The sequence below is a fragment of the Pseudomonas sp. 50_B genome, assembly GCF_017491625.1.
In the GTDB taxonomy this organism is placed as follows: Bacteria; Pseudomonadota; Gammaproteobacteria; order Pseudomonadales; family Pseudomonadaceae; genus Aquipseudomonas; species Aquipseudomonas danubii.
Genome location: NZ_JAFGYX010000002.1, coordinates 264,856 through 285,681 on the forward strand (window position 1 = coordinate 264,856; position 20,826 = coordinate 285,681).

Sequence of the window (20,826 nt, forward strand, 5' to 3'; positions counted from 1 at the left end):
CCCCCGCGTCGAATCAGCATGAAGCATTTGTTCCCCAGCACCGCCCTCGCCCTTTTCATTGGTTTCGGCCTTCTGCCGATGTCGAGCAATACGTTCGCAGCCAATAGCTGGGATCAACTTCAGCCCGATCGCGATGAGGTAATTGCCAGCCTCAATGTTGTAGAACTGCTCAAACGCCACCACTACAGCAAACCTCCGCTGGATGATGCGCGCTCGGTGATCATCTATGACAGCTACCTGAAGCTGTTGGACCCATCGCGCAGCTACTTCATGGCCAGCGATATCGCGGAATTCGACAAATGGAAAACCCAGTTTGACGACTTCCTCAAGAGCGGCGACCTGAATGCCGGCTTCACCATCTACAAGCGTTATCTGGACCGGGTCAAAGCGCGTCTGGATTTCGCCTTGGCGGAGCTCAACAAAGGCGTCGACAAGATCGACTTCAACGCCAAGGAGACCTTGCTGATCGACCGCAAGGACGCCCCTTGGCTCAAGACCACCGCAGAGCTTGACGACCTGTGGCGCAAACGCGTCAAGGACGAAGTGCTGCGCATGAAGATCGCCGGCAAGGAGCCCAAGCAGATTCAGGAGACGCTGACCAAGCGCTACAAGAATCAGCTGGCGCGCCTGGACCAGACCCGGGCCGAAGACATCTTCCAGGCCTACATCAACACCTTCGCCATGTCTTACGACCCGCACACCAATTATCTGTCGCCGGATAACGCGGAAAACTTCGACATCAACATGAGCCTGTCGCTGGAAGGCATCGGCGCCGTGTTGCAGAGCGACAACGACCAGGTCAAGGTCGTGCGCCTGGTGCCGGCAGGCCCGGCAGACAAGACCAAGCAGATAGCTCCCGCAGACAAGATCATCGGTGTCGCCCAAGGCAACAAGGAAATGGTCGACGTAGTGGGCTGGCGCCTGGACGAAGTGGTCAAGCTAATCCGTGGTCCGAAAGGCACCCTGGTCCGCCTGGAAGTGATTCCGGCCAGCAATGCGCCAAACGACCAGACCAGCAAGATCGTGCCTATCACCCGCGAAGCGGTGAAGCTCGAAGACCAGGCAGTGAAGAAGTCGATCCTCAACCTCAAGCAGGATGGTAAGGATTACAAGCTCGGAGTGATCGAGATCCCGGCCTTCTACCTTGACTTCAAGGCGTTCCGCGCTGGTGATCCGGACTACAAGAGCACCACCCGCGATGTGAAAAAACTGCTGACCGAGCTGCAGAAAGACAAGGTCGATGGCGTGGTCATCGACCTGCGCAACAATGGCGGTGGCTCCCTCCAGGAAGCCACCGAACTGACCAGCCTGTTCATCGACAAAGGGCCGACAGTACTGGTACGCAACGCCGACGGTCGTGTGGATGTGCTGGAGGATGAAAACCCCGGCGCCTTCTATAAAGGCCCGATGGCACTGCTGGTAAACCGTCTCTCGGCCTCGGCCTCGGAGATTTTCGCTGGCGCCATGCAGGACTACCACCGAGCGCTGATCATTGGTGGACAGACCTTCGGTAAAGGTACGGTGCAAACCATTCAGCCACTGAACCATGGCGAGCTGAAACTGACCCTGGCCAAGTTCTATCGGGTTTCCGGCCAGAGCACCCAGCATCAGGGCGTTCTTCCGGACATCGGTTACCCGTCGATCATCGACACCAAGGAAATCGGTGAAAGCGCTCTGCCTGAAGCCATGCCCTGGGACACCATTCGCCCGGCCATCAAACCGGCTGTGGATCCGTTCAAGCCATTCCTGGCCCAGCTCAAGGCCGAACATGAAAGCCGTTCAGCGAAAGATGCGGAGTTCGTGTTCATCCGCGACAAGTTGGCCCTGGCACAGAAACTGATGGCGGAAAAAACCGTCAGCCTCAACGAAGCGGATCGTCGGGCACAGCATGCCGACATCGAAGCCAAGCAACTGGCTCTGGAAAATGCTCGTCGCAAGGCCAAGGGTGAAGAGCCGCTCAAAGAGCTGAAGAAAGAAGACGAAGATGCACTAGCAGCTGCCGAGCCAGACAAGACCAAGCCGGAAGACGACGCCTACCTGAGCGAAACAGGGCGCATTCTGCTGGACTATCTGAAGCTCAACACCTCGGTAGCCAAGCACTGAAGATGATGGCAATTTAATTCGATCGCTCCTCGGAGCGTCATTAAACAGTCATCATTCTGTCGTGAAATAAAGGACCGGGCGCCGCTCTTGAATCAGGAGCGGCGCCCGGTCCTTTTTTTATCGACAGAGATCGCCATGACCACGACCGAACAGCTGAGTGCATTGAGTTCAATCCTGGCTCAAAGCGGTTTGCACAGCCTGTTCCAGCCGATCATTTCTCTCTCGCAGCGACGTATCCTCGGATACGAAGCCTTGAGCCGTGGCCCTTCCAACAGCCCCCTGCACTCCCCGGTCGCCCTGTTCGCGGTGGCCCGCCAGGCCGGGCGCCTGAGCGAACTGGAGTTCGCTTGCCGCCACAGCGCCTGCAAACGCTTCAGCGAGCAGCAATTACCCGGCAAACTGTTCCTCAACGTATCGCCGGAATCCCTGCTGGAAGCGACCCATCAACCTGGCCGGACCCTGCAACTGCTACAGGACGTTGGCATTCCTCCAAGCCAGGTGGTGATCGAACTCACCGAACAGACCCCCATCGACGACTTTCAGCTGTTGCACAATGCCCTGCATCACTACCGGGACATGGGATTTTCCATCGCCCTGGATGACCTCGGCGCCGGTTACTCCAGCCTGCGCCTGTGGTCCGAGCTGCGACCGGACTATGTAAAGATCGACCGGCACTTTATCGATGGTATCCATCAGGACGCCCTAAAGCGCGAATTCGTCGGTTCAATTCTGCAGATCGCCAAGGCGTCTCGCGCCCAAGTGATAGCCGAAGGGATAGAGATGCTCGAGGAATTGGTGGTGCTCAGCGAAATGGGAGTGGATCTAGTCCAGGGCTACTTGCTGTGCCGGCCGCAGGAACAGCCGCCTCGGGATGCCCGGGCAATGATGCCCAAGCATGACCAAACCAGCGTGGCACTCAACGATGAAGGCAGTGACCTCAGCGCGCTGCTCAACGAACAGCCCGCCGTGGCCCGTAATACCCCGACAGCCAACGTGCTGGAAGCCTTTCGCCGGCAAGCCAACCTCAACTCTCTGGCAGTCCTCGACGAACAGGGCCACCCCTGCGGGATCGTCCACCGGCATTCGCTTTCAGATGCCCTGCTCAAGCCATTCGCTACCGATCTTTTTGCCCGCAAACCCATCAGCCGCCTGATGAATGACGACTTCCTTGCCGTCGAACTCAGCCAGTCCCTGCAGCAGGTGAGCCGCCTGATCACCAGTCGCGCCCGGCAACGCATCGAGGAAGACTTCATCATCACCCTCAACGGTCACTACCTGGGACTGGGACGGGTAATAGATGTGCTCAAGCTGATCACCGAACTGAAAATCCAGCAGGCGCGCTATGCCAATCCCCTGACCCTGTTACCGGGCAACGTGCCCATCCAGCAATGCCTCACCCGCCTGCTGCAACAAGGGCAAGAGTCAGTGATCTGTTACGTGGACATCGACAGCTTCAAGCCCTTCAACGATATCTACGGCTATGGCCGTGGCGATGAAGTGCTGCTGTGCCTGGCCCAATGCCTGAATGATCGGGTCGACCCGAGTCGTGACTTCGTCGGGCATATTGGCGGGGATGATTTCTTGCTGGTGCTCGGACCTGAAGACTGGCAAAGGCGCCTGAACCAGTTGCTGGACGACTTTCACAGTCAGTGCCGACGCTTCTACCGCAGCGAACACCTGGAGGCCGGTTGCTTTGTCGCCCCCAACCGTCAAGGAGTGCGTCAGGAGTTCCCCTTGTTGTCACTGTCCATCGGCGTCGTGCACTTGTATCCACAGGCTTGTGGACTACTGGATTCCAGCCAATTGGCAGAGCTGGCATCCCAGGCCAAGCATCATGCCAAGAATGTTCAGGGCTACAGCATCCACGTAATCGACAGTTTGGACGCTGCAGCCCGCATGGGAAGCGAGGCGCTCAACGAACCGATGCGGGATCGGAATCCGCCGCCTGATTCAGCTGCATCAGCTTGAGCTCCGCCAGTGGATGCCCGGCCTTGGCCGAGAGCGTCCACCAACGGCTTGCCTCGGCAGCATCAGGAGCCTTGCTGGCGGAGCCGGCGAGGCTGATCACCCCCAATTGATAGGCGGCTTTACCGTCACCGGCCAGAGCCGCCAGGCGCAGCAGGCGAATGCCCTCCTCCCGCGCCCCAAGCCCATGCCCACGAAAAGTCAGGATGTGCCCGTAGAAACTTTGCGCGTCGACATCCCCCAGATTGGCCATGCGTGCGAATTGCCCCTCCATCCACCGCCAACTGCGAGGTTCGCGGATAAACCACGGCCAATGAAACAACCGGCGCGCCAGCCAATAGCTGAGTCGTGCCTTGAGTCGCCAGAACATTCAAGCCTCCGCTGATTCGGGGTATTCATACTCGAACACGCGCACCACTTCCGATGCGTGCCATGACGCAGCGGCCACGCCATCGGATGGCCCGGAAAAACGTCCCAAGCGCTCCACACACTCAAAGAACCCGGTACGAGGTAAACGGCTAGCGCCTTGGCTGATCACCAATGAACTGCGCAATGGCTGTTCGGCCCGGGCATCCAGGGCCGCCAGATGCTCCAGCGCGGCCGTCAGGGTTTGCATGGCTGGGCTAGGCAGCTGCAATCGCTCAAGCAATGCCCGGTAGGTTAAAAGATGGCGTTGGCGACGGGCTTGATCCAATTCGCCCAACAGCCCATCCCAGTGCTGACGACTGATCCTTACACTCACGATTGCTCCCTCCACCCCGGCACCGTCAACTCCCAGGCCAGGCTGCGGCGAATCGCAGCGTCGGGTTGACGCTCGCCACTTTCAATCAGGGCCAGGTAAGACGGACTGATACCTACTTTGCGGGCCAGCGCCTCGATGGCGATGCCCTTCCCTTCGCGCAGATTGCGTAGTTGATCCAGGCCCGGAAGACTCTGGGCTGGTGGTGCCGCCTGAGAGGTTGCAGCGGCGTGTGGTTGTTGTTTGGTGAGGCCTGCGGCTGTCAATAAAGCTTGATACTGAGCCCACGGCAGAACCGCATATTCGGGCTCGCCATCGCGTTCAATAATCTGAATATCCATTACTACCCCGTAGGACAACGACTCTTACCGAGTCGGACTTTTCCCTTGAAGTGTAATCCTAACAGCGGCGGCGGTCGCGGGGAGCATGATTGTTGAGAGAGCCAGTCAATCGCCTCAGCTTTTCCGCGGCCCCTCCAGCTGCAGCTGTTCCGGTGTATCCGGCAGGCGTTCAACCACTGCCAGTTTTTCCGGCATCTGGCGGTTGCGCCAGGCGCGGAAGGCACCAAGTTCGTCATCCAGGGTCTTCATCAACCACGCCAGCACGGCGATGTCGTCGAGCATGCCGAATACCGGGAGAAAATCGGGGATCGCGTCCACCGGGCTGAGGAAATACATCAACCCTGCCACTACCGATAGCAAAGCCTTGGGGCTCACAGCGCGATACTCACCTCGCCAGTAAGCCAGACACAGTGCCTGGAGCAGGCGCAGATCCTCTTTGACCTTGCCCAGACGGCCACCCTGGCTGGCCCCCTTGCTGGCCACGGCAAACAACAGCGTCGGTAAACGACCGCGGCTCAGCAACCGACCAGCCAGGGGCAGGAATCGAGCAAAACTCCAGGGTGCTTTCATCATCACTCCACTGAAATGTTATCCACACAAATTGTGGATAACCTTGTGAACAGAGCTATTTTTCACAGCTGAAAGCCCCGTTTCATAAGGGCTTAGCTCAGATCGGGCGTTTTTTACTCACATAAAAAAACCCATAATTTCATTGACTTGGCGGCCTTCACAGACTACCCACCGCCGATACCCAGTTCTGACCACCTACGATGGCGCCGGTTCGGAATATTTACCAGCAGTGGCCCGCAGAAACGACAACGCCCCGTAAAAACGGGGCGTTGCTTCAGGCGCAGAGACAGGTTACTTGGCGGCGTCCTGCTTGGCTGGATCCTTGATACCCAGCAGCTCCAGTTCGAACACCAGAACCGAGTTGGCCGGGATCGACGGGCTTGGGCTTTGTGCGCCGTAGGCCAGATCGCTAGGGATGTACAGCTTGTACTTCTCACCCACGTGCATCAGTTGCAGACCTTCAACCCAACCCGGGATGACGCCACTGACAGGCAGATCGATCGGGCTGCCACGCTCTACCGAGCTGTCGAATACAGTACCGTTGGTCAAAGTACCGGTGTAGTGAACCGTGACCACGTCAGTCGACTTGGGCTGAGGACCATCAGCCTTCTTCAGCACTTCGTACTGCAGGCCGGAAGCAGTGGTAGTCACGCCGGTTTTCTTACCGTTTTCCTCGAGGAATTTCTTGCCGGCAGCAGCCGACTCTTCACTCATCTTGGCCATGCGCTCTTCGGCACGCTTTTGCAGCGCGGCAAAGGCTTCAACCAGTTCCTCATCCTTCAGCTTCTGTTCTTTCTTGCCGACGGCATCTTCGATGCCCTGGGCTACCGCTTTGGAATCCAGGTCATCCATGCCTTCTTGGGCGAGACTCTTGCCCATGTTCAGGCCGATACCGTAGGAAGCTTTTTGCGCCGGGGTTTTCAGCTCTACGCTGGTCTGCGAGTCACACCCCGCAAGTACCAGGCTAACCAGGGCCACCGCCGCCGCCAACCGATGCTGTTTCATGCTATTTCCTTGTTCATGCGCCTAAAGGGCAATCGAATAAAGCCGCGAGCTTATCAGGCGACCACGACCAATGGCTACCGGCGTAAGAGTAGTAAATGTCCGATAAGTTCACGTCTTTAAACACGTTTTATGCTTTGGGGAACGCCCGCTCAGGCGGCTCGGTGAGGCGCTGGAACGAGCGCGAATAACCATAGCGCAAGTAATGGCTACTTGCCGCGTCAGAGACGCTCAGGCATAAGGAAAGCAAATTCGACAAGGACGTACATCTTGCGCCTCATCTACCGTGTATTGCTGTTGATTGCCGTGTTGATCGGCATAGCCCTGGCCGTGGTTGTGTACTACATCGCCAACCCCAAGCTTCCCGACTATGTGCCCGTCGAGCAGGTGCACTATCTGGACCAGTGGGACGCTGCCGATCGCCAGACGTACTATTTCACCCCCCAAGGCACTCAAGTCAAAGGCCTGCGCTATGAATGGTTCACCGCCCTGGAGCTGCCCTTCTCCAAGCAGTCCTTTGCAGCGCCGGAGTACCTGGCACGCTTCGGGTTCCTGGTTCAGCCCGGACAGAAAGCCACCGCGCAGAATCCCGGCAACCTGCCAGTAGGGTTCGCCCGACACCAGAACCCAGGCAGCCCGGAACAGTACCTGGACATCACCTGCGCCGCCTGCCACACCGGGGAACTGCGCTTCAACCATCAGGCATTGCGAATCGATGGCGGATCGGCGCAACACGTCCTGCCCTCCAGCGTGCCAACCCTGCGCGGCGGCAGCTTCGGCCAGGCGCTGGTAGCCAGTCTGGCCACCACCTATTACAACCCATGGAAATTCGAGCGTTTCGCCCGCAAAGTGCTGGGCGCAGACTATGACGCGCAACATGAACAACTGCGCAAGGATTTCAAGGCCTCGCTGGACACCTTCCTCCGAGTCGCCTGGAACGACACCCATCGTGGCCTCTATCCCACCGAGGAAGGCCCGGGCCGTACCGATGCCTTCGGCCGCATAGCCAACGCCAGTTTCGGCGATGCCATTTCTGCGCAGAACTATCGGATCGCCAACGCCCCGGTGGATTACCCACAACTGTGGGACATCTGGACCTTCGATTGGGTGCAGTGGAACGGTTCCGCACAGCAACCCATGGCCCGCAACATTGGCGAGGCTCTGGGGGTCGGTGCCACCCTCAATCTGTTCGACAGCAACGGCCAGCCCCTCACCGGCGATGCCCGCTACCCGTCCAGTGTGCGGGTTCGCGACCTTAACCATATAGAAGAAACCTTGCAGCGCCTGAAGCCTCCCACATGGCCTGAGGCACTGCTGGGCACTGTCGATAAACCTCTGGCTGCCAAGGGCCGCGACCTGTTCGCCAGCCACTGCGCCGGCTGTCACCTACCGACAGTGAGCGAGAGCAACGGCCGCCCAGTGCAGCAACTGAAGATGCTCCCGGTTTCGGTGATTGGTACCGACCCGAACTCCGCCAGCAACATCGCCGACTTGCGCTATGACCTGAGCGCCCTGCAATGGGACACCGCCGAACTGGCCAAGTCCAACGTCGAACTGCACCCGACGCCCACTGAACCACTTGACCTTCGCCAACTCTCGGCCGCGAAGGGCCTGGCCTATATCACCGCCTTCGTCGAGGAACGTGCCTACCGAGATGCCAAGGTCACTCCCGAGGAACGGCCACGGCTGGATGGCTATGGCCTGCCGATCGGCGTACGGGAGCTGCGTGCCTACAAGGCCCGGCCACTGGCTGGGGTCTGGGCGACACCGCCTTACCTGCACAACGGCTCGGTGCCCAACCTGTATCAACTGCTTTCGCCCCAATCCGAACGCTCCACCACCTTCTATCGAGGCACCTTCGAATACGATCCCAAGCACCTGGGCTATCGCCCGGAAGCCTTCAAGAATGGCTTTGAATTCGATACCCGCATCAGCGGCAACCACAACAGCGGCCACGAATTCCGTGCCGGCCAGCGTGGCAACGGCGTCATCGGCCCTCTGCTGCAACCCGAAGAGCGCTGGGCGCTGCTGGAATACTTGAAAGTGCTAGGCGGACCGCTGGAGTCACAACTGCCATGAAACTCGATCTCGCAAGAAAACGACCGTCACTGCTGGCCAGGCTCTGGCTAAGCCTCAGTGCATTGCTGGGCAAGACTCTGTTATTGCTGGCTGGCATCGGCCTGCTGGGTTGGGCCCTGGGCAGCGCCTGGTTCGCCTGGCAGCACCGTGGTCCGGTGGCAGTGCAGGAGCAGATTCCCGCCGATGAAGCCGCACGCACCCAGGACATCATCCAGACCGCCGTACGCATCGTCGATCAACACCGCGAAGGCACGCGCTACCTGCGCGATGCCCACGCCAAGGCTCATGGCTGCGTGAAAGCCGAGGTCCAGGTGCTCAAGGACCTGAATTCGGAACTGCGCCAGGGTGTATTCGCCAACCCCGGCCAGACCTGGCAAGCGACCGTGCGTTTGTCCAACGGCAATGCCTATCCGCAGTTCGACAGCATTCGCGATGCCCGCGGCATGGCGATCAAACTGCTGGATGTTCCTGGGCAACAGCTGATCCCCGCGGAATCGGCGCGACGCGAGCAGGACTTCGTGATGTTCAATCATCCGAACTTCTTCGTCAGCGATGTGGCGGAGTATCAACAAAACATTGCCGCCCAAGCGGATGGCAAGAAAGTCGGCGCCTTCTTCCCTGGCTGGGATCCTCGCAGCTGGCAGATCCGCCATCTGTTCATCGCCTTGGCCACGTTGTCACCAGCACCAGCCAGCCCGACCCAGACGACCTACTTTTCGGTCTCGCCCTACAAGTTCGGTAACGCCAACGCCAAGTTCCGGGTCATGCCAGACCCGGACAGCTGCCCGGCCTACAGCTTGCCAGCGCAGAACCAGGACCTGCCCAACTTCTTGCGCAGTGCACTGACCCAGCAGCTCTCCACCGATCGGATGCCAGCCTGCTTCGTGCTGCAGATCCAGCGCCAGGATCCGAGCCGGTTCATGCCGATCGAAGACACCAGCATCGAGTGGAAAGAAAGCGACGCACCGTTTGAAACCGTGGCCCGATTGACGATCCCCGCCCAGGACTTCGACACTCCTGCGCAAAACCTCGCCTGCGACAATCAATCCTTCAATCCCTGGTTCGGCATTGAGGCCCATCGCCCTATCGGTGGTATCAACCGCTTGCGCAAAGCGGTCTACGAAGCTGTCAGTGACTACCGGCACAGCCGTAACGCCGAGCAGTAAGCCCTGAAACAAGAAAAGCGGCCTGCGGGCCGCTTTTTGGGGTGCCGGATTTGCCTAAAGCCAAACCCCAGACAGCAAAAAGCCCGCGTTAGCGGGCTTTCCGTGATGACCTGGCGTTCAGTGTTCCAGGTTATCGAATATGGCGCAGCGGACGGGACTCGAACCCGCGACCCCCGGCGTGACAGGCCGGTATTCTAACCGACTGAACTACCGCTGCGCGTAGCGTTGAAAGTAAGTGGTGGGTGATGACGGGATCGAACCGCCGACATTCTGCTTGTAAGGCAGACGCTCTCCCAGCTGAGCTAATCACCCTTTACCTTCGTTGCGGGGCGCATTATGCCACAGAAATTCTTAAAGTGTTGATTTAATTGATAATTTTATCAAAAAAATCTGAATTCCCATGAAATGCCGCACTACCCACAAACTCTTTACAGCAAAAAGCCCGCGCTAGCGGGCTTTCTGTGGTGACCTGGCGTTCAGTGTTCCAGGTTACCGAATATGGCGCAGCGGACGGGACTCGAACCCGCGACCCCCGGCGTGACAGGCCGGTATTCTAACCGACTGAACTACCGCTGCGCGTAACACTGAATGCGAATGGTGGGTGATGACGGGATCGAACCGCCGACATTCTGCTTGTAAGGCAGACGCTCTCCCAGCTGAGCTAATCACCCTTCACGTTCGGTGTGGCGCGCATTCTACGGAGCAGCCCCCACTCTGGCAAGCACTTTTTATAATAATTTTTTCAGGCCTTCCAAAGGCTTAGCGAAGGGTTGGCCTGAGCAGCAGCGAAGAGAATAATGCCCTCCTTTGTATAAAGGAGAGATTCACCCCATGTGGTTCAAAAACCTGCTGATCTATCGCCTGACCCAAGATCTGCCTTTTGATGCTGAGGCGCTGGAAACTGCACTGGCGACCAAACTGGCGCGCCCCTGTGCAAGCCAGGAGTTGACCACTTACGGTTTCGTCGCCCCTTTCGGCAAAGGTGAAGACGCCCCGCTGGTGCACGTCAGCCAGGACTTCATGCTGGTGGCAGCGCGCAAAGAAGAACGCATCCTGCCTGGCAGCGTGGTGCGCGACGCGGTGAAGGAAAAGGTCGAAGAGATCGAAGCCGAACAGATGCGCAAGGTCTATAAGAAGGAGCGCGACCAGATCAAGGATGAAATCATCCAGGCGTTCCTGCCCCGGGCCTTTATCCGCCGCTCCTCGACCTTCGCCGCCATCGCCCCGAAACAAGGGCTGATTCTGGTCAACTCCGCCAGCCCCAAGCGCGCCGAAGACCTGCTCTCCACCCTGCGCGAAGTCCTCGGCACCCTGCCAGTACGTCCACTGACCGTGAAGATCGCCCCGAGCGCAATCATGACCGACTGGGTCAAGACGCAAAAAGCCGCCGACGACTTCTTCGTGCTCGACGAATGCGAACTGCGCGACACCCACGAAGACGGCGGCATCGTGCGCTGCAAGCGCCAGGACCTGACCGGCGAGGAAATCCAGCTGCACCTGAGCACCGGCAAGGTGGTCACCCAACTGTCCCTGGCCTGGCAGGACAAACTGTCCTTCATGCTCGACGACAAGATGGTGGTCAAGCGCCTGAAGTTCGAAGACCTGCTGCAGGATCAGGCGGAACAGGACGGCGGCGATGAAGCCCTCGGCCAGCAGGACGCCAGCTTCACCCTGATGATGCTGACTTTCGGCGACTTCCTGCCGGCGCTGTTCGAGGCCCTGGGTGGCGAGGAGATTCCGCAAGGCATCTGACGCCTTGCTCCAATAGCCGCCCCGCTATAGACGCCACCGCCTTCGGTGGCGTTTTCACATAATAAGGAACAGGTCATGCGAGCACTGGCTGCACTGAGCCGCTTTGTCGGCAACACCTTCGCCTACTGGGTACTGATCTTCGCCGTCCTGGCATTCTTCCAACCTGGTTGGTTCATCGGCCTCAAGGGCGCCATCGTGCCGCTGCTGGGCCTGGTGATGTTCGGCATGGGCCTGACCCTGAAACTCGAAGACTTCGCCGAAGTGGCCCGTCATCCTTGGCGCGTCGCACTGGGAGTGGTCGCGCACTTCGTGATCATGCCCGGGGTGGCCTGGCTACTCTGCCAGGCCTTCCATCTGCCGCCGGAAATTGCCGTCGGCGTGATTCTCGTGGGTTGCTGCCCCAGCGGCACCTCGTCCAACGTCATGACCTGGCTGGCCCGGGGCGACCTCGCCCTGTCGGTGGCCATTGCTGCAGTCACCACCCTGCTCGCGCCACTCTTGACCCCTGCGCTGATCTGGCTGCTGGCTTCGGCCTGGCTGCCGGTGTCTTTCATGGAGCTGTTCTGGTCGATCCTGCAAGTAGTGCTGCTACCGATCGTGCTGGGCGTGCTGGCCCAGCGCTTGCTGGGCCATCGGGTACAACATGCGGTAGAGGTACTGCCGCTGGTTTCGGTGGTGAGCATCGTCATCATCGTCACCGCCGTGGTGGCGGCCAGCCAGGCAAAAATCGCCGAGTCCGGACTGCTGATCATGGCGGTGGTGATGCTGCACAACAGCTTCGGCTACCTGTTGGGCTATTTCACCGGCCGGCTCTTCAAACTGCCACTGGCACAACGCAAATCCCTGGCCCTGGAAGTCGGCATGCAGAACTCCGGCCTGGGGGCCGCCCTGGCCAGCGCCCACTTCTCTCCACTGGCGGCAGTACCCAGCGCCCTGTTCAGCGTCTGGCATAACATCTCCGGGGCCTTGCTCTCGACCTACTTCCGCGGCATGAGGGACAAAAGCGAGCAAAAACTGGAAACACAACGAGTCGGCAACCGAGCTGAAAACTGATCGACCGAGCCGCATTGAGCAGTATACTGCGCAGCGCGAGGACGACCTCGCGACTCAATCGAGTGACTTATTTGTGGGGACGACCCCATCAACCGATGAGGTCAGCATGTCCTGGATCATTTTGTTGTTTGCCGGTTTGTTTGAAGTGGGCTGGGCTGTCGGCCTGAAGTACACCGACGGTTTCAGCCGTCCGCTGCCCACCGCCCTGACCATCCTCGCCATGGCCATCAGCCTGGGCCTGCTCGGCCTGGCCATGAAGGAGCTGCCCCTGGGCACGGCCTACGCCATCTGGACCGGGGTCGGTGCTATTGGCACGGTGATCGCAGGGATCATCCTGTTCGGCGAATCCATGGCCCTGGTGCGCCTGGCCAGCGTGGCGCTGATCATCGCCGGCCTGGTGGGCTTGAAAGTCAGCGCCAGCTGACCGCCGCCGCACAGAAATGAAAACGCCCGCAATGCTGCGGGCGTTTTTGTATTCACTGCAATCCTAGCGACGACTGCCGCGCAACTGCCCCACCACCGCCTGCAACTGCGCGGGTTCGGTGGCCTCCACACTTACGACTGGCCCGGCCACCAAAGTCACTCGTGACCAGAAGCGATGGAAGAACCCTTTGTTCGGGTCGCGACTGAAGAAGCTGCCCCACAAGCCCTGCAGTGCCAGGGGAATCACCGGCACCGGGGTTTCTTCGAGAATCCGTGTCAGGCCGCCCTTGAACTCATTAATCTCACCATCGGCAGTCAGCTTGCCCTCGGGAAAAATGCACACCAGCTCACCGTCACGCAGATACTGGGCAATACGCTTAAAGGCCTTTTCGTAGATTTCCAGATCTTCATGCCGTGCAGCGATAGGAATGGTTCCGGCGGTGCGGAAGATAAAGTTCAGCACTGGCAGGTTGTAGATCTTGTAGTACATCACGAAGCGAATCGGCCGGCGCACCGCGCCGCCAATCAACAAGGCATCGACGAACGACACGTGGTTGCACACCAGCAACGCCGCCCCTTCATCGGGGATCTGCTCCAGATTGCGATGCTCGACGCGGTACATGGAATGGCTGAGCAGCCAGATCATGAACCGCATGCTGAACTCGGGCACCACTTTGAAGATATAGACGTTGACCGCGATGTTGAGCAGCGACACCACCAGGAACAGGTGGGGAATGGTCAGCTTGACCATGCTCAGCATGACGATGGAAACAATCGCCGATACCACCATGAACAGCGCATTGAGAATATTGTTGGCAGCAATTACCCGGGCCCGTTCATTCTCCGGAGTACGCGACTGGATCAGCGCATACAGCGGCACTATATAGAAGCCACCGAATACCCCCAGTCCCAGCACGTCGAACAACACCCACCAGGCATGCCCGAAGCCCAGCACTTCAAGCCAGCCATGACCATTGACACTCTCCGGGATACCACCGGAATGCCACCACAGCAGCAGGCCGAATACCGTCAGGCCAAAGGAGCCAAACGGCACCAGGCCGATCTCAACCTTGCGCCCCGAAAGCTTCTCGCACAGCATCGAGCCCACCGCGATACCCACCGAGAACACAGTGAGGATCAGGGTCACCACCGTCTCGTCGCCGTGCATCCACTCCTTGGCATAGGCGGGAATCTGAGTCAGGTAGATTGCCCCGACAAACCAGAACCAGGAGTTGCCGACAATTGACCGCGACACCGCCGGTGTCTGCCCCAAGCCCAGACGCAAGGTGGCCCAGGACTGACTGAAGATGTTCCAGTTCAGGCGCATGTCCGGGGTTGCAGCAGCCGCCCGTGGAATGGCCCGACTTGCCAGGTACCCCGACACCGCGACGCCCAGGATGGCAACCGAGACAATAGAGGCGTAATGAGCCGAGGACATCATGATCCCCGCGCCGATGGTCCCGGCCAGAATCGCCAGGAAAGTCCCCATTTCCACTAGGCCATTGCCGCCCACCAGTTCCTCTTCACGCAGGGCCTGGGGCAGGATCGAATATTTCACCGGGCCGAACAGTGCCGAATGGGTCCCCATGGCAAATAGCGCCAACAGCATCAGCCAGAGATGGTCGAAGACGAAGCCCACCGCTCCCACGGCCATGATCGCGATCTCCCCCAGCTTGATCAGGCGAATCAGCGCATCCTTGGCGAACTTCTCACCGAACTGCCCGGCCAGGGCCGAGAACAGAAAGAACGGCAGGATGAACAGCAAGGCACAGAGGTTGACCCAGATCGAGCGATCACCCTCGATGCTCAGCTTGTAGAGAATGGCCAGGATCAACGACTGCTTGAAGATGTTGTCGTTGAAGGCGCCGAGGGATTGCGTGATGAAGAACGGCAGGAACCGCCGCTTGCGGAGCAAAGTGAACTGCGAAGGGTGACTCATCTTCCATGTCCCTGAGTGGCGTGGATACTGTTATTGGAATGTCGAATATCGATCCAGGCCACAACCTTACCTATCTTTGGCGATTATTTCCGTAAGCCCGCAATGCACGGCGAAACAAACAGCTCTCCTTTATAGGCCCCCTGGACCGTACGCCTGGCCACGATCAGCCACATCAACGCCAGGGCCGCTACCAACACCGCACCAAATACGCTGAAGAATCCCAGGTGCAAAGTGCTACCCAGCTTCAAGGTGGCCAGCGAATACACACCCAGCGGGAAGGTAAAGCCCCACCAACCGAGGTTGAAGGGAATGCCCTCGCGCAAGTAACGGCGGGTGATCAGCACCGCCATCAACATCCACCACAGGCCGAAGCCCCATAAGGTCAGGCCCGCCACCAGCCCCAGGCCGGCGGCAATCTCGCCGACGCCGGACAGGCCATTGGCGGCAAAGATCGCCGGCGCATCGCCCCCCAGCACCAGCATGCCCAGGGCGCCGGTACCGATCGGGCCCAGGGCCAGCCAGCTCGAGGCCGCCATGCTTTCGTGGGGCAATTTGTGCAAGGCCATGCGCAGCAGCAGGATCGTCAGGATGCTGAAAGCCACCGGCAGCGAAAAAGCCCACAACACATAGCTGGTACTGAGCATCACCAGTTGGGCGTGAGCATCCGCCAGATGCGGCGCCAGCAAGCCGCCGCTGGCCGCCGCCACTTCAGCCGCCACCACCGGCAGCAACCAGACGGCGGTCATCTGATCGATGCTGTGCTCCTGCCGGGTGAACATCATGTAGGGAATCAACACCCCGCAAGCCAGGGACATGGCCACGTCCAGCCACCACAACACTTGCGCCAGATGCACCACCGCCTCGCCCCAGCGCGGAATGCCGAACAGCAGCAAGCCGTTGATGATGGTCGCCAGCCCCATGGGAATGGTGCCGAAAAACATCGATACCGTTGAGTGAGCAAAGATTCGCCGCGCCTCATCGAAGAACAGCACCCAGCGCGCGGTGTACATCGCGGTAAAGAGCAGGAACAGGACGATGGTCAACCACCAGAAGCCTTCAGCCACCTGATGCAGGCCTGGCACCGGCGCCGGCCATTGGGCCAGCGCCAGGGCCAGAACACCGGTGCCCATGGTGGCGGCGAACCAGTTGGGAGTGAATTGGCGAATGGCTTCACGGGGGTGCTGTAGATGACTCAAGGGCCGGCGGCCGGCTTTGACGCTGTGGGTGCATGGCATGACGTGTCTCCTGTCCTCTGATGAGGTGGAGCCCATGGTAGAACCTAATCGAATATCTATATAACGGGTAATTTCTCTATCTGTTATCTATTTTGCAGATATAAACCTAGACACTGCCTTCGGATTCGATCACCAACACCCTGGCAACACCCTGGGGATGAGCCACATGCTCGGTTCCCAGATCGGCATAAAAAATGTCGCCCACTTCCAGCAGCACCGACTGCTCCACCCCCTCAACGCGATAGCGCATCTGCACCTGGCCACCCAGCACCACGAACACCTCCTGACCGTCATTGACGTGCCATCGGTACGGCTGGTCAGTCCAGTGCAGGCGCGTGGTGATGCCGTTCATGTTGGCGATATCCAGGGCTGCCCAGGCCCGCTCGCCGGTAAAGTCAGCACTGCGAATGACCTTCATACCGCCCTCCCTGACACAAAAGGTTTTGAGCGGCCCAACTGGCCGCCCGTTAGCGCTGAATGGTCGTTGAAACACGACTGACGCGACTGCTTGTCGAGCAACCGATGACCAGACCCAGGAAACATAAGGCACTCCATGGCAGCAGGGAACAGGCGCCCATAGTGAACGTGAGCGGCCCTCTCGCCAACCGACAGAATTGCCCTTGGTTTCCATGAGCGTCGACCGCTGCGCCTCGCAATCAAGCAACTGCTCAGCCTCCCGAGCGCAGGACCTTGTCGGCCAAACGCTGGCGCAAGGAAAAGATCATCAACGCGCCACTAAGGGTCAGCACTGCCACCATGGCACCGCCAATCAGGTTCGAAGTGGAGCCGGTGGTGATGCTGGAACTCCATGAAATGATCGAGCTTGCCCTGCAACCCTAGCCCGCCCGAACGACCGTCCGGCCCTGCGACATCAGGCCACGCTGATACCTTGGTCGACACTGACGCCAACTCAACATCGTGCCAGACTGTCTGGCCGGGCTGACGTGCCCGGCGTCTTTGCTTCGGAGTTTCCATGTCGTTGTCCAGCGGGCTGATTGCCGCCGTTGCCCTGGCCTATATGGCCATCATGTTTGCCATCGCCTTCTATGGCGACCGTCGCAGCGCGCCCCTTCCGCCGCGGGTGCGGGCCTGGGTGTACAGCCTGTCGCTGGCCGTCTATTGCACCAGCTGGACCTTCTTTGGCGCCGTGGGCCAGGCGGCCGAACAACTCTGGGCTTTCCTGCCGATCTATCTGGGCCCCATCCTGCTGCTGGTGTTCGCCCCCTGGGTGCTGCAGAAGATGGTGATGATCAGCAAGCAGGAGAACATCACCTCCATTGCCGACTTCATTGCCGCCCGCTACGGCAAGTCCCAGTCCCTGGCGGTGGTCGTAGCCCTGATCTGCCTGGTGGGGGTGCTGCCCTACATCGCCCTGCAACTCAAGGGCATCGTGCTCGGAGTGAACCTGCTGATCGGCGCCGGAGCCGACGCCATGGGTACCCGCGCCCAGGACACGGCACTGATCGTGTCGCTGATCCTGGCGCTGTTTACCATTGTCTTCGGCACCCGCAACCTCGACGCCACCGAGCACCACCGGGGCATGGTGCTGGCGATTGCCTTCGAATCCCTGGTCAAGCTGTTTGCCTTCCTGGCCGTCGGCGCCTTCGTCACGTTTGGCCTCTATGACGGTTTCGACGATCTGTTCAACCAGGCCATGCTCGCGCCCCGCCTGGAGCAGTACTGGAAGGAAACCATCAACTGGCCGTCGATGGTGGTGCAGACCGGAGTGGCGATGATGGCGATCATCTGCCTGCCGCGGCAATTCCACGTCACCGTGGTCGAGAACATCGAGCCCCAGGACCTGCGCCTGGCCAAATGGGTGTTCCCCGCTTACCTGGCTCTGGCCGCACTATTCGTGGTGCCCATCGCCCTGGCCGGACAGATGCTCCTGCCCAGCAGCGTATTGCCGGACTCCTTCGTTATCAGCCTGCCTTTGGCCCAAGCTCATCCCGCCCTGGCCTTGCTTGCGTTCATCGGTGGCGCCTCGGCCGCCACCGGCATGGTGATCGTGGCCAGCGTGGCACTGTCGACCATGGTCTCCAACGACATGTTGCTGCCCTGGCTGCTGCGACATAAAAACGCCGAACGCCCCTTCGAAGTGTTCCGTCACTGGATGCTTTCGGTGCGCCGAGTCAGCATCGTGGTCATCCTGTTGCTGGCCTATGTCAGCTATCGCCTGCTGGGCTCCACCGCCAGTCTGGCCACCATCGGCCAGATTGCGTTCGCCGCCGTGACTCAACTGGCGCCGGCCATGCTTGGCGCGTTGTACTGGAAACAGGCCAACCGTCGAGGGGTGTTTGCCGGACTCGCCGCCGGCACCTTTATCTGGTTTTACACCCTGGTCCTGCCCATCGCTGCCCACAGCCTGGGCTGGTCCCTGAGCAGCTTCCCCGGCCTGGCCTGGCTGCACGGTAACCCGCTGGACCTGCCCATCACGCCACTGACCCAGGGCGTAGTGCTGTCACTGGCCGGTAACTTCACCCTGTTCGCCTGGGTCTCGGTGCTGTCGCGCACCCGGGTTTCCGAACACTGGCAGGCCGGACGCTTCATCGGCCAGGAAATCAGCGGTCGCCTCAGCTCACGTTCGATGCTGGCAGTGCAGATCGACGACCTGCTGAAACTGGCCGCGCGCTTTGTCGGTGAAGAGCGCGCCCGCCAGAGCTTCATCCGCTTCGCCTATCGTCAGGGCAAAGGCTTCAACCCGAATCAGAACGCCGACGGCGAATGGATCGCCCATACCGAACGCCTGCTCGCCGGTGTCCTTGGCGCCTCCTCGACCCGTGCCGTGGTTAAGGCCGCCATCGAAGGCCGGGAGATGCAACTCGAAGACGTGGTGCGCATCGCTGACGAAGCCTCTGAAGTGCTGCAGTTCAACCGCGCACTGCTGCAAGGCGCAATCGAAAACATCACCCAGGGCATCAGTGTGGTGGACCAGTCGTTGAAACTGGTGGCCTGGAACCGTCGTTATCTGGAGCTGTTCAATTACCCCGAAGGCCTGATCAGCGTTGGCCGGCCGATTGCCGACATCATTCGCCATAACGCCGAGCGCGGCCTGTGCGGCCCCGGCGAAGCGGAGGTTCACGTCGCTCGACGCCTGCACTGGATGCGCCAGGGACGAGCCCATACTTCCGAGCGGCTGTTCCCCAACGGCCGGGTCATCGAACTGATCGGCAACCCGATGCCCGGCGGCGGCTTCGTCATGAGCTTCACTGACATCACCCCGTTCCGCGAGGCCGAGCAGGCCCTGACCGAGGCCAACGAGGGCCTGGAACAACGGGTGGCGGAACGCACCCATGAACTGTCGCAACTCAATGCTGCGCTGACCGAAGCCAAGGGCACGGCGGAAGCGGCCAACCAATCCAAGACGCGCTTCCTGGCGGCCGTCAGTCACGACCTGATGCAGCCCCTGAACGCTGCACGGCTATTCTCCGCCGCCCTTTCACACCAGAATGACGGACTCTCTGTCGAAGCCCAGCAGCTGGTGCAGCACCTGGACAGCTCACTGCGCTCTGCCGAAGACCTGATCAGCGACCTGCTGGATATCTCGCGCCTGGAAAACGGCAAGATCACCCCCGATCGCAAACCCTTTGCCCTCAACGAGCTGTTCGACACCCTGGGGGCGGAATTCAAGGCCCTGGCCCATGAGCAGGGCCTGCAATTCCGGGTGCGCGGTAGCCGTCTGCGGGTCGACAGTGACAGCAAGTTACTGCGGCGGGTGCTGCAGAATTTCCTGACTAACGCCTTCCGCTATGCCAAGGGCCCGGTCTTGCTGGGAGTGCGTCGTCGGGGCGACTCATTGAGCCTTGAAGTCTGGGATCGGGGACCGGGCATTCCCCGGGACAAGCAGCAGGTGATCTTCGAAGAGTTCAAGCGCCTGGACAGCCACCAGACCCGCGCCGAAAAAGGCCTGGGTCTGGGCCTGGCCATCGCCGACGGCCTGTGCCGGGTCCTCGGCCATCCGTTGCAGGTACGCTCCTGGCCCGGCAAGGGCAGCGTTTTCAGTGTCAACGTTCCCTTGGCCCGCAGTAGCGTGGTCGCGCCGGGCAAAGCGGTGGAACTCAACGGGCAGTCCCTCAACGGCGGGCAGGTGCTCTGTGTGGACAATGAAGACAGCATCCTGATCGGCATGAACAGCCTGCTTACACGCTGGGGTTGCCAAGTCTGGACTGCCCGGAACCGCGAAGAATGTGCGGCGCTGCTCAAGGAAGGCATCCGTCCGCAATTGGCGCTGGTGGACTACCACCTGGACGATGGCGAAACCGGCACCGACGTCATGGCCTGGCTACGCACTCAGTTGGGGCAGCCGGTGCCGGGCGTGGTGATCAGTGCTGATGGGCGTCCGGAGATGATCGCCCAGGTGCACGCGGCAGGGTTGGACTATCTGGCCAAGCCCGTAAAACCGGCAGCCTTGCGCGCCCTATTGAGTCGTCATCTGCCTCTGGGCTGAGCCAGTGCCGGG

General features: G+C 60.0%; 17 protein-coding genes and 4 tRNA genes. 9 read left to right on the forward strand and 12 right to left on the reverse strand.

Going from position 1 to position 20,826, the window contains the following annotated elements:
* Positions 1-18: 18 nt before the first annotated feature.
* Together J5M73_RS04295 and J5M73_RS04300 are read left to right on the forward strand one after the other, a co-directional pair.
* Positions 19-2,103 (forward strand): carboxy terminal-processing peptidase, encoded by a 2,085-nt coding sequence (locus J5M73_RS04295; RefSeq protein WP_180988513.1) that lies wholly within the window; start codon positions 19-21, stop codon positions 2,101-2,103.
* A gap of 135 nt (positions 2,104-2,238) precedes the next feature.
* Positions 2,239-4,071 carry a bifunctional diguanylate cyclase/phosphodiesterase gene (locus J5M73_RS04300; protein ID WP_207815060.1) on the forward strand — a complete coding sequence of 611 codons (1,833 nt, stop codon included), beginning with the start codon at positions 2,239-2,241 and terminating at the stop codon, positions 4,069-4,071.
* Here the strand turns inward: J5M73_RS04300 and J5M73_RS04305 are convergent.
* From J5M73_RS04305 to J5M73_RS04325, 5 genes are all read right to left on the reverse strand, one after another.
* Complete coding sequence (locus tag J5M73_RS04305) at positions 4,016-4,438, reverse strand: sel1 repeat family protein (RefSeq protein WP_102860778.1); 423 nt, start codon at positions 4,436-4,438, stop codon at positions 4,016-4,018. The two genes, J5M73_RS04300 and J5M73_RS04305, sit on opposite strands and share 56 nt — an antisense overlap.
* Entirely contained in the window at positions 4,439-4,810 is a 372-nt protein-coding gene (locus J5M73_RS04310) for a hypothetical protein (protein ID WP_003179080.1), read from the reverse strand.
* Complete coding sequence (locus J5M73_RS04315; protein ID WP_102860777.1) at positions 4,807-5,148, reverse strand: helix-turn-helix transcriptional regulator; 342 nt, start codon at positions 5,146-5,148, stop codon at positions 4,807-4,809. The genes J5M73_RS04310 and J5M73_RS04315 overlap by 4 nt, the downstream gene beginning before the upstream one ends.
* Before the next feature lie 114 nt (positions 5,149-5,262).
* A complete protein-coding gene (locus tag J5M73_RS04320; protein ID WP_102860776.1) occupies positions 5,263-5,718 on the reverse strand; it encodes a YkvA family protein in 456 nt (151 codons plus the stop codon).
* Between the two features lie 291 nt (positions 5,719-6,009).
* Positions 6,010-6,723: an FKBP-type peptidyl-prolyl cis-trans isomerase gene (locus J5M73_RS04325; protein WP_102860775.1), complete on the reverse strand. Its 714-nt coding sequence runs from the start codon at positions 6,721-6,723 to the stop codon at positions 6,010-6,012.
* Positions 6,724-6,990: 267 nt separating this feature from the next.
* On the opposite strand from J5M73_RS04325, the gene J5M73_RS04330 reads away from it, so the two are divergent.
* Positions 6,991-8,799, forward strand: a complete 1,809-nt coding sequence (locus tag J5M73_RS04330; protein ID WP_102860774.1) for a di-heme-cytochrome C peroxidase — start codon at positions 6,991-6,993, stop codon at positions 8,797-8,799.
* The gene (locus J5M73_RS04335; protein ID WP_102860773.1) at positions 8,796-9,965 is read left to right on the forward strand and encodes a catalase family protein; all 1,170 of its coding nucleotides are present in this window, start codon (positions 8,796-8,798) and stop codon (positions 9,963-9,965) included. The genes J5M73_RS04330 and J5M73_RS04335 overlap by 4 nt, the downstream gene beginning before the upstream one ends.
* 140 nt (positions 9,966-10,105) lie before the next feature.
* Here the strand turns inward: J5M73_RS04335 and J5M73_RS04340 are convergent.
* The 4 genes from J5M73_RS04340 to J5M73_RS04355 form a co-directional block, all read right to left on the reverse strand.
* Positions 10,106-10,182: transfer RNA gene (locus J5M73_RS04340), tRNA-Asp, on the reverse strand.
* A 19-nt stretch (positions 10,183-10,201) separates the two neighbouring features.
* Positions 10,202-10,277, reverse strand: a tRNA-Val gene (locus tag J5M73_RS04345).
* 187 nt (positions 10,278-10,464) lie between these two features.
* Positions 10,465-10,541: transfer RNA gene (locus tag J5M73_RS04350), tRNA-Asp, on the reverse strand.
* A gap of 19 nt (positions 10,542-10,560) precedes the next feature.
* Positions 10,561-10,636: transfer RNA gene (locus J5M73_RS04355), tRNA-Val, on the reverse strand.
* Positions 10,637-10,796: 160 nt separating this feature from the next.
* Between J5M73_RS04355 and rdgC the strand changes: the two genes are divergently transcribed.
* From rdgC to sugE, 3 genes are all read left to right on the forward strand, one after another.
* Positions 10,797-11,717 carry a recombination-associated protein RdgC gene (gene rdgC, locus J5M73_RS04360; RefSeq protein ID WP_016967448.1) on the forward strand — a complete coding sequence of 307 codons (921 nt, stop codon included), beginning with the start codon at positions 10,797-10,799 and terminating at the stop codon, positions 11,715-11,717.
* 75 nt (positions 11,718-11,792) lie between these two features.
* The gene (locus tag J5M73_RS04365) at positions 11,793-12,770 is read left to right on the forward strand and encodes a bile acid:sodium symporter family protein (protein ID WP_102860772.1); all 978 of its coding nucleotides are present in this window, start codon (positions 11,793-11,795) and stop codon (positions 12,768-12,770) included.
* Between the two features lie 106 nt (positions 12,771-12,876).
* Complete coding sequence (gene sugE / locus J5M73_RS04370) at positions 12,877-13,194, forward strand: quaternary ammonium compound efflux SMR transporter SugE (protein WP_016967450.1); 318 nt, start codon at positions 12,877-12,879, stop codon at positions 13,192-13,194.
* 63 nt (positions 13,195-13,257) lie between these two features.
* On the opposite strand, the gene J5M73_RS04375 is transcribed toward sugE, so the two are convergent.
* The 3 genes from J5M73_RS04375 to J5M73_RS04385 all read right to left on the reverse strand — a co-directional run bounded on the left by J5M73_RS04375 (position 13,258) and on the right by J5M73_RS04385 (position 16,785).
* Positions 13,258-15,132, reverse strand: coding sequence for an MFS transporter (locus tag J5M73_RS04375; RefSeq protein WP_102860771.1), 1,875 nt, complete (start codon positions 15,130-15,132; stop codon positions 13,258-13,260).
* 83 nt (positions 15,133-15,215) lie between these two features.
* Positions 15,216-16,367 (reverse strand): TDT family transporter, encoded by a 1,152-nt coding sequence (locus J5M73_RS04380; protein ID WP_102860770.1) that lies wholly within the window; start codon positions 16,365-16,367, stop codon positions 15,216-15,218.
* Between the two features lie 106 nt (positions 16,368-16,473).
* Positions 16,474-16,785 (reverse strand): cupin, encoded by a 312-nt coding sequence (locus J5M73_RS04385; RefSeq protein ID WP_102860769.1) that lies wholly within the window; start codon positions 16,783-16,785, stop codon positions 16,474-16,476.
* 272 nt (positions 16,786-17,057) lie between these two features.
* Between J5M73_RS04385 and J5M73_RS04390 the strand changes: the two genes are divergently transcribed.
* Both J5M73_RS04390 and J5M73_RS04395 read left to right on the forward strand, forming a co-directional pair.
* Complete coding sequence (locus J5M73_RS04390) at positions 17,058-17,207, forward strand: hypothetical protein (RefSeq protein ID WP_180988512.1); 150 nt, start codon at positions 17,058-17,060, stop codon at positions 17,205-17,207.
* A 133-nt stretch (positions 17,208-17,340) separates the two neighbouring features.
* Positions 17,341-20,814, forward strand: a complete 3,474-nt coding sequence (locus tag J5M73_RS04395; RefSeq protein WP_207815064.1) for a PAS domain-containing hybrid sensor histidine kinase/response regulator — start codon at positions 17,341-17,343, stop codon at positions 20,812-20,814.
* The last annotated feature ends 12 nt before the right edge of the window (positions 20,815-20,826 follow it).

Coding starts and splice junctions, on each gene's coding strand:
- J5M73_RS04295 (WP_180988513.1), top strand. CDS start 19: ATGAAGCATTTGTTCCCCAGCACCGCCCTCGCCCTTTTCATTGGTTTC.
- J5M73_RS04300 (WP_207815060.1), top strand. CDS start 2,239: ATGACCACGACCGAACAGCTGAGTGCATTGAGTTCAATCCTGGCTCAA.
- J5M73_RS04305 (WP_102860778.1), bottom strand. CDS start 4,438: ATGTTCTGGCGACTCAAGGCACGACTCAGCTATTGGCTGGCGCGCCGG.
- J5M73_RS04315 (WP_102860777.1), bottom strand. CDS start 5,148: ATGGATATTCAGATTATTGAACGCGATGGCGAGCCCGAATATGCGGTT.
- J5M73_RS04320 (WP_102860776.1), bottom strand. CDS start 5,718: ATGAAAGCACCCTGGAGTTTTGCTCGATTCCTGCCCCTGGCTGGTCGG.
- J5M73_RS04325 (WP_102860775.1), bottom strand. CDS start 6,723: ATGAAACAGCATCGGTTGGCGGCGGCGGTGGCCCTGGTTAGCCTGGTA.
- J5M73_RS04335 (WP_102860773.1), top strand. CDS start 8,796: ATGAAACTCGATCTCGCAAGAAAACGACCGTCACTGCTGGCCAGGCTC.
- rdgC (WP_016967448.1), top strand. CDS start 10,797: ATGTGGTTCAAAAACCTGCTGATCTATCGCCTGACCCAAGATCTGCCT.
- J5M73_RS04365 (WP_102860772.1), top strand. CDS start 11,793: ATGCGAGCACTGGCTGCACTGAGCCGCTTTGTCGGCAACACCTTCGCC.
- sugE (WP_016967450.1), top strand. CDS start 12,877: ATGTCCTGGATCATTTTGTTGTTTGCCGGTTTGTTTGAAGTGGGCTGG.
- J5M73_RS04375 (WP_102860771.1), bottom strand. CDS start 15,132: ATGAGTCACCCTTCGCAGTTCACTTTGCTCCGCAAGCGGCGGTTCCTG.
- J5M73_RS04380 (WP_102860770.1), bottom strand. CDS start 16,367: ATGCCATGCACCCACAGCGTCAAAGCCGGCCGCCGGCCCTTGAGTCAT.
- J5M73_RS04385 (WP_102860769.1), bottom strand. CDS start 16,785: ATGAAGGTCATTCGCAGTGCTGACTTTACCGGCGAGCGGGCCTGGGCA.
- J5M73_RS04395 (WP_207815064.1), top strand. CDS start 17,341: ATGTCGTTGTCCAGCGGGCTGATTGCCGCCGTTGCCCTGGCCTATATG.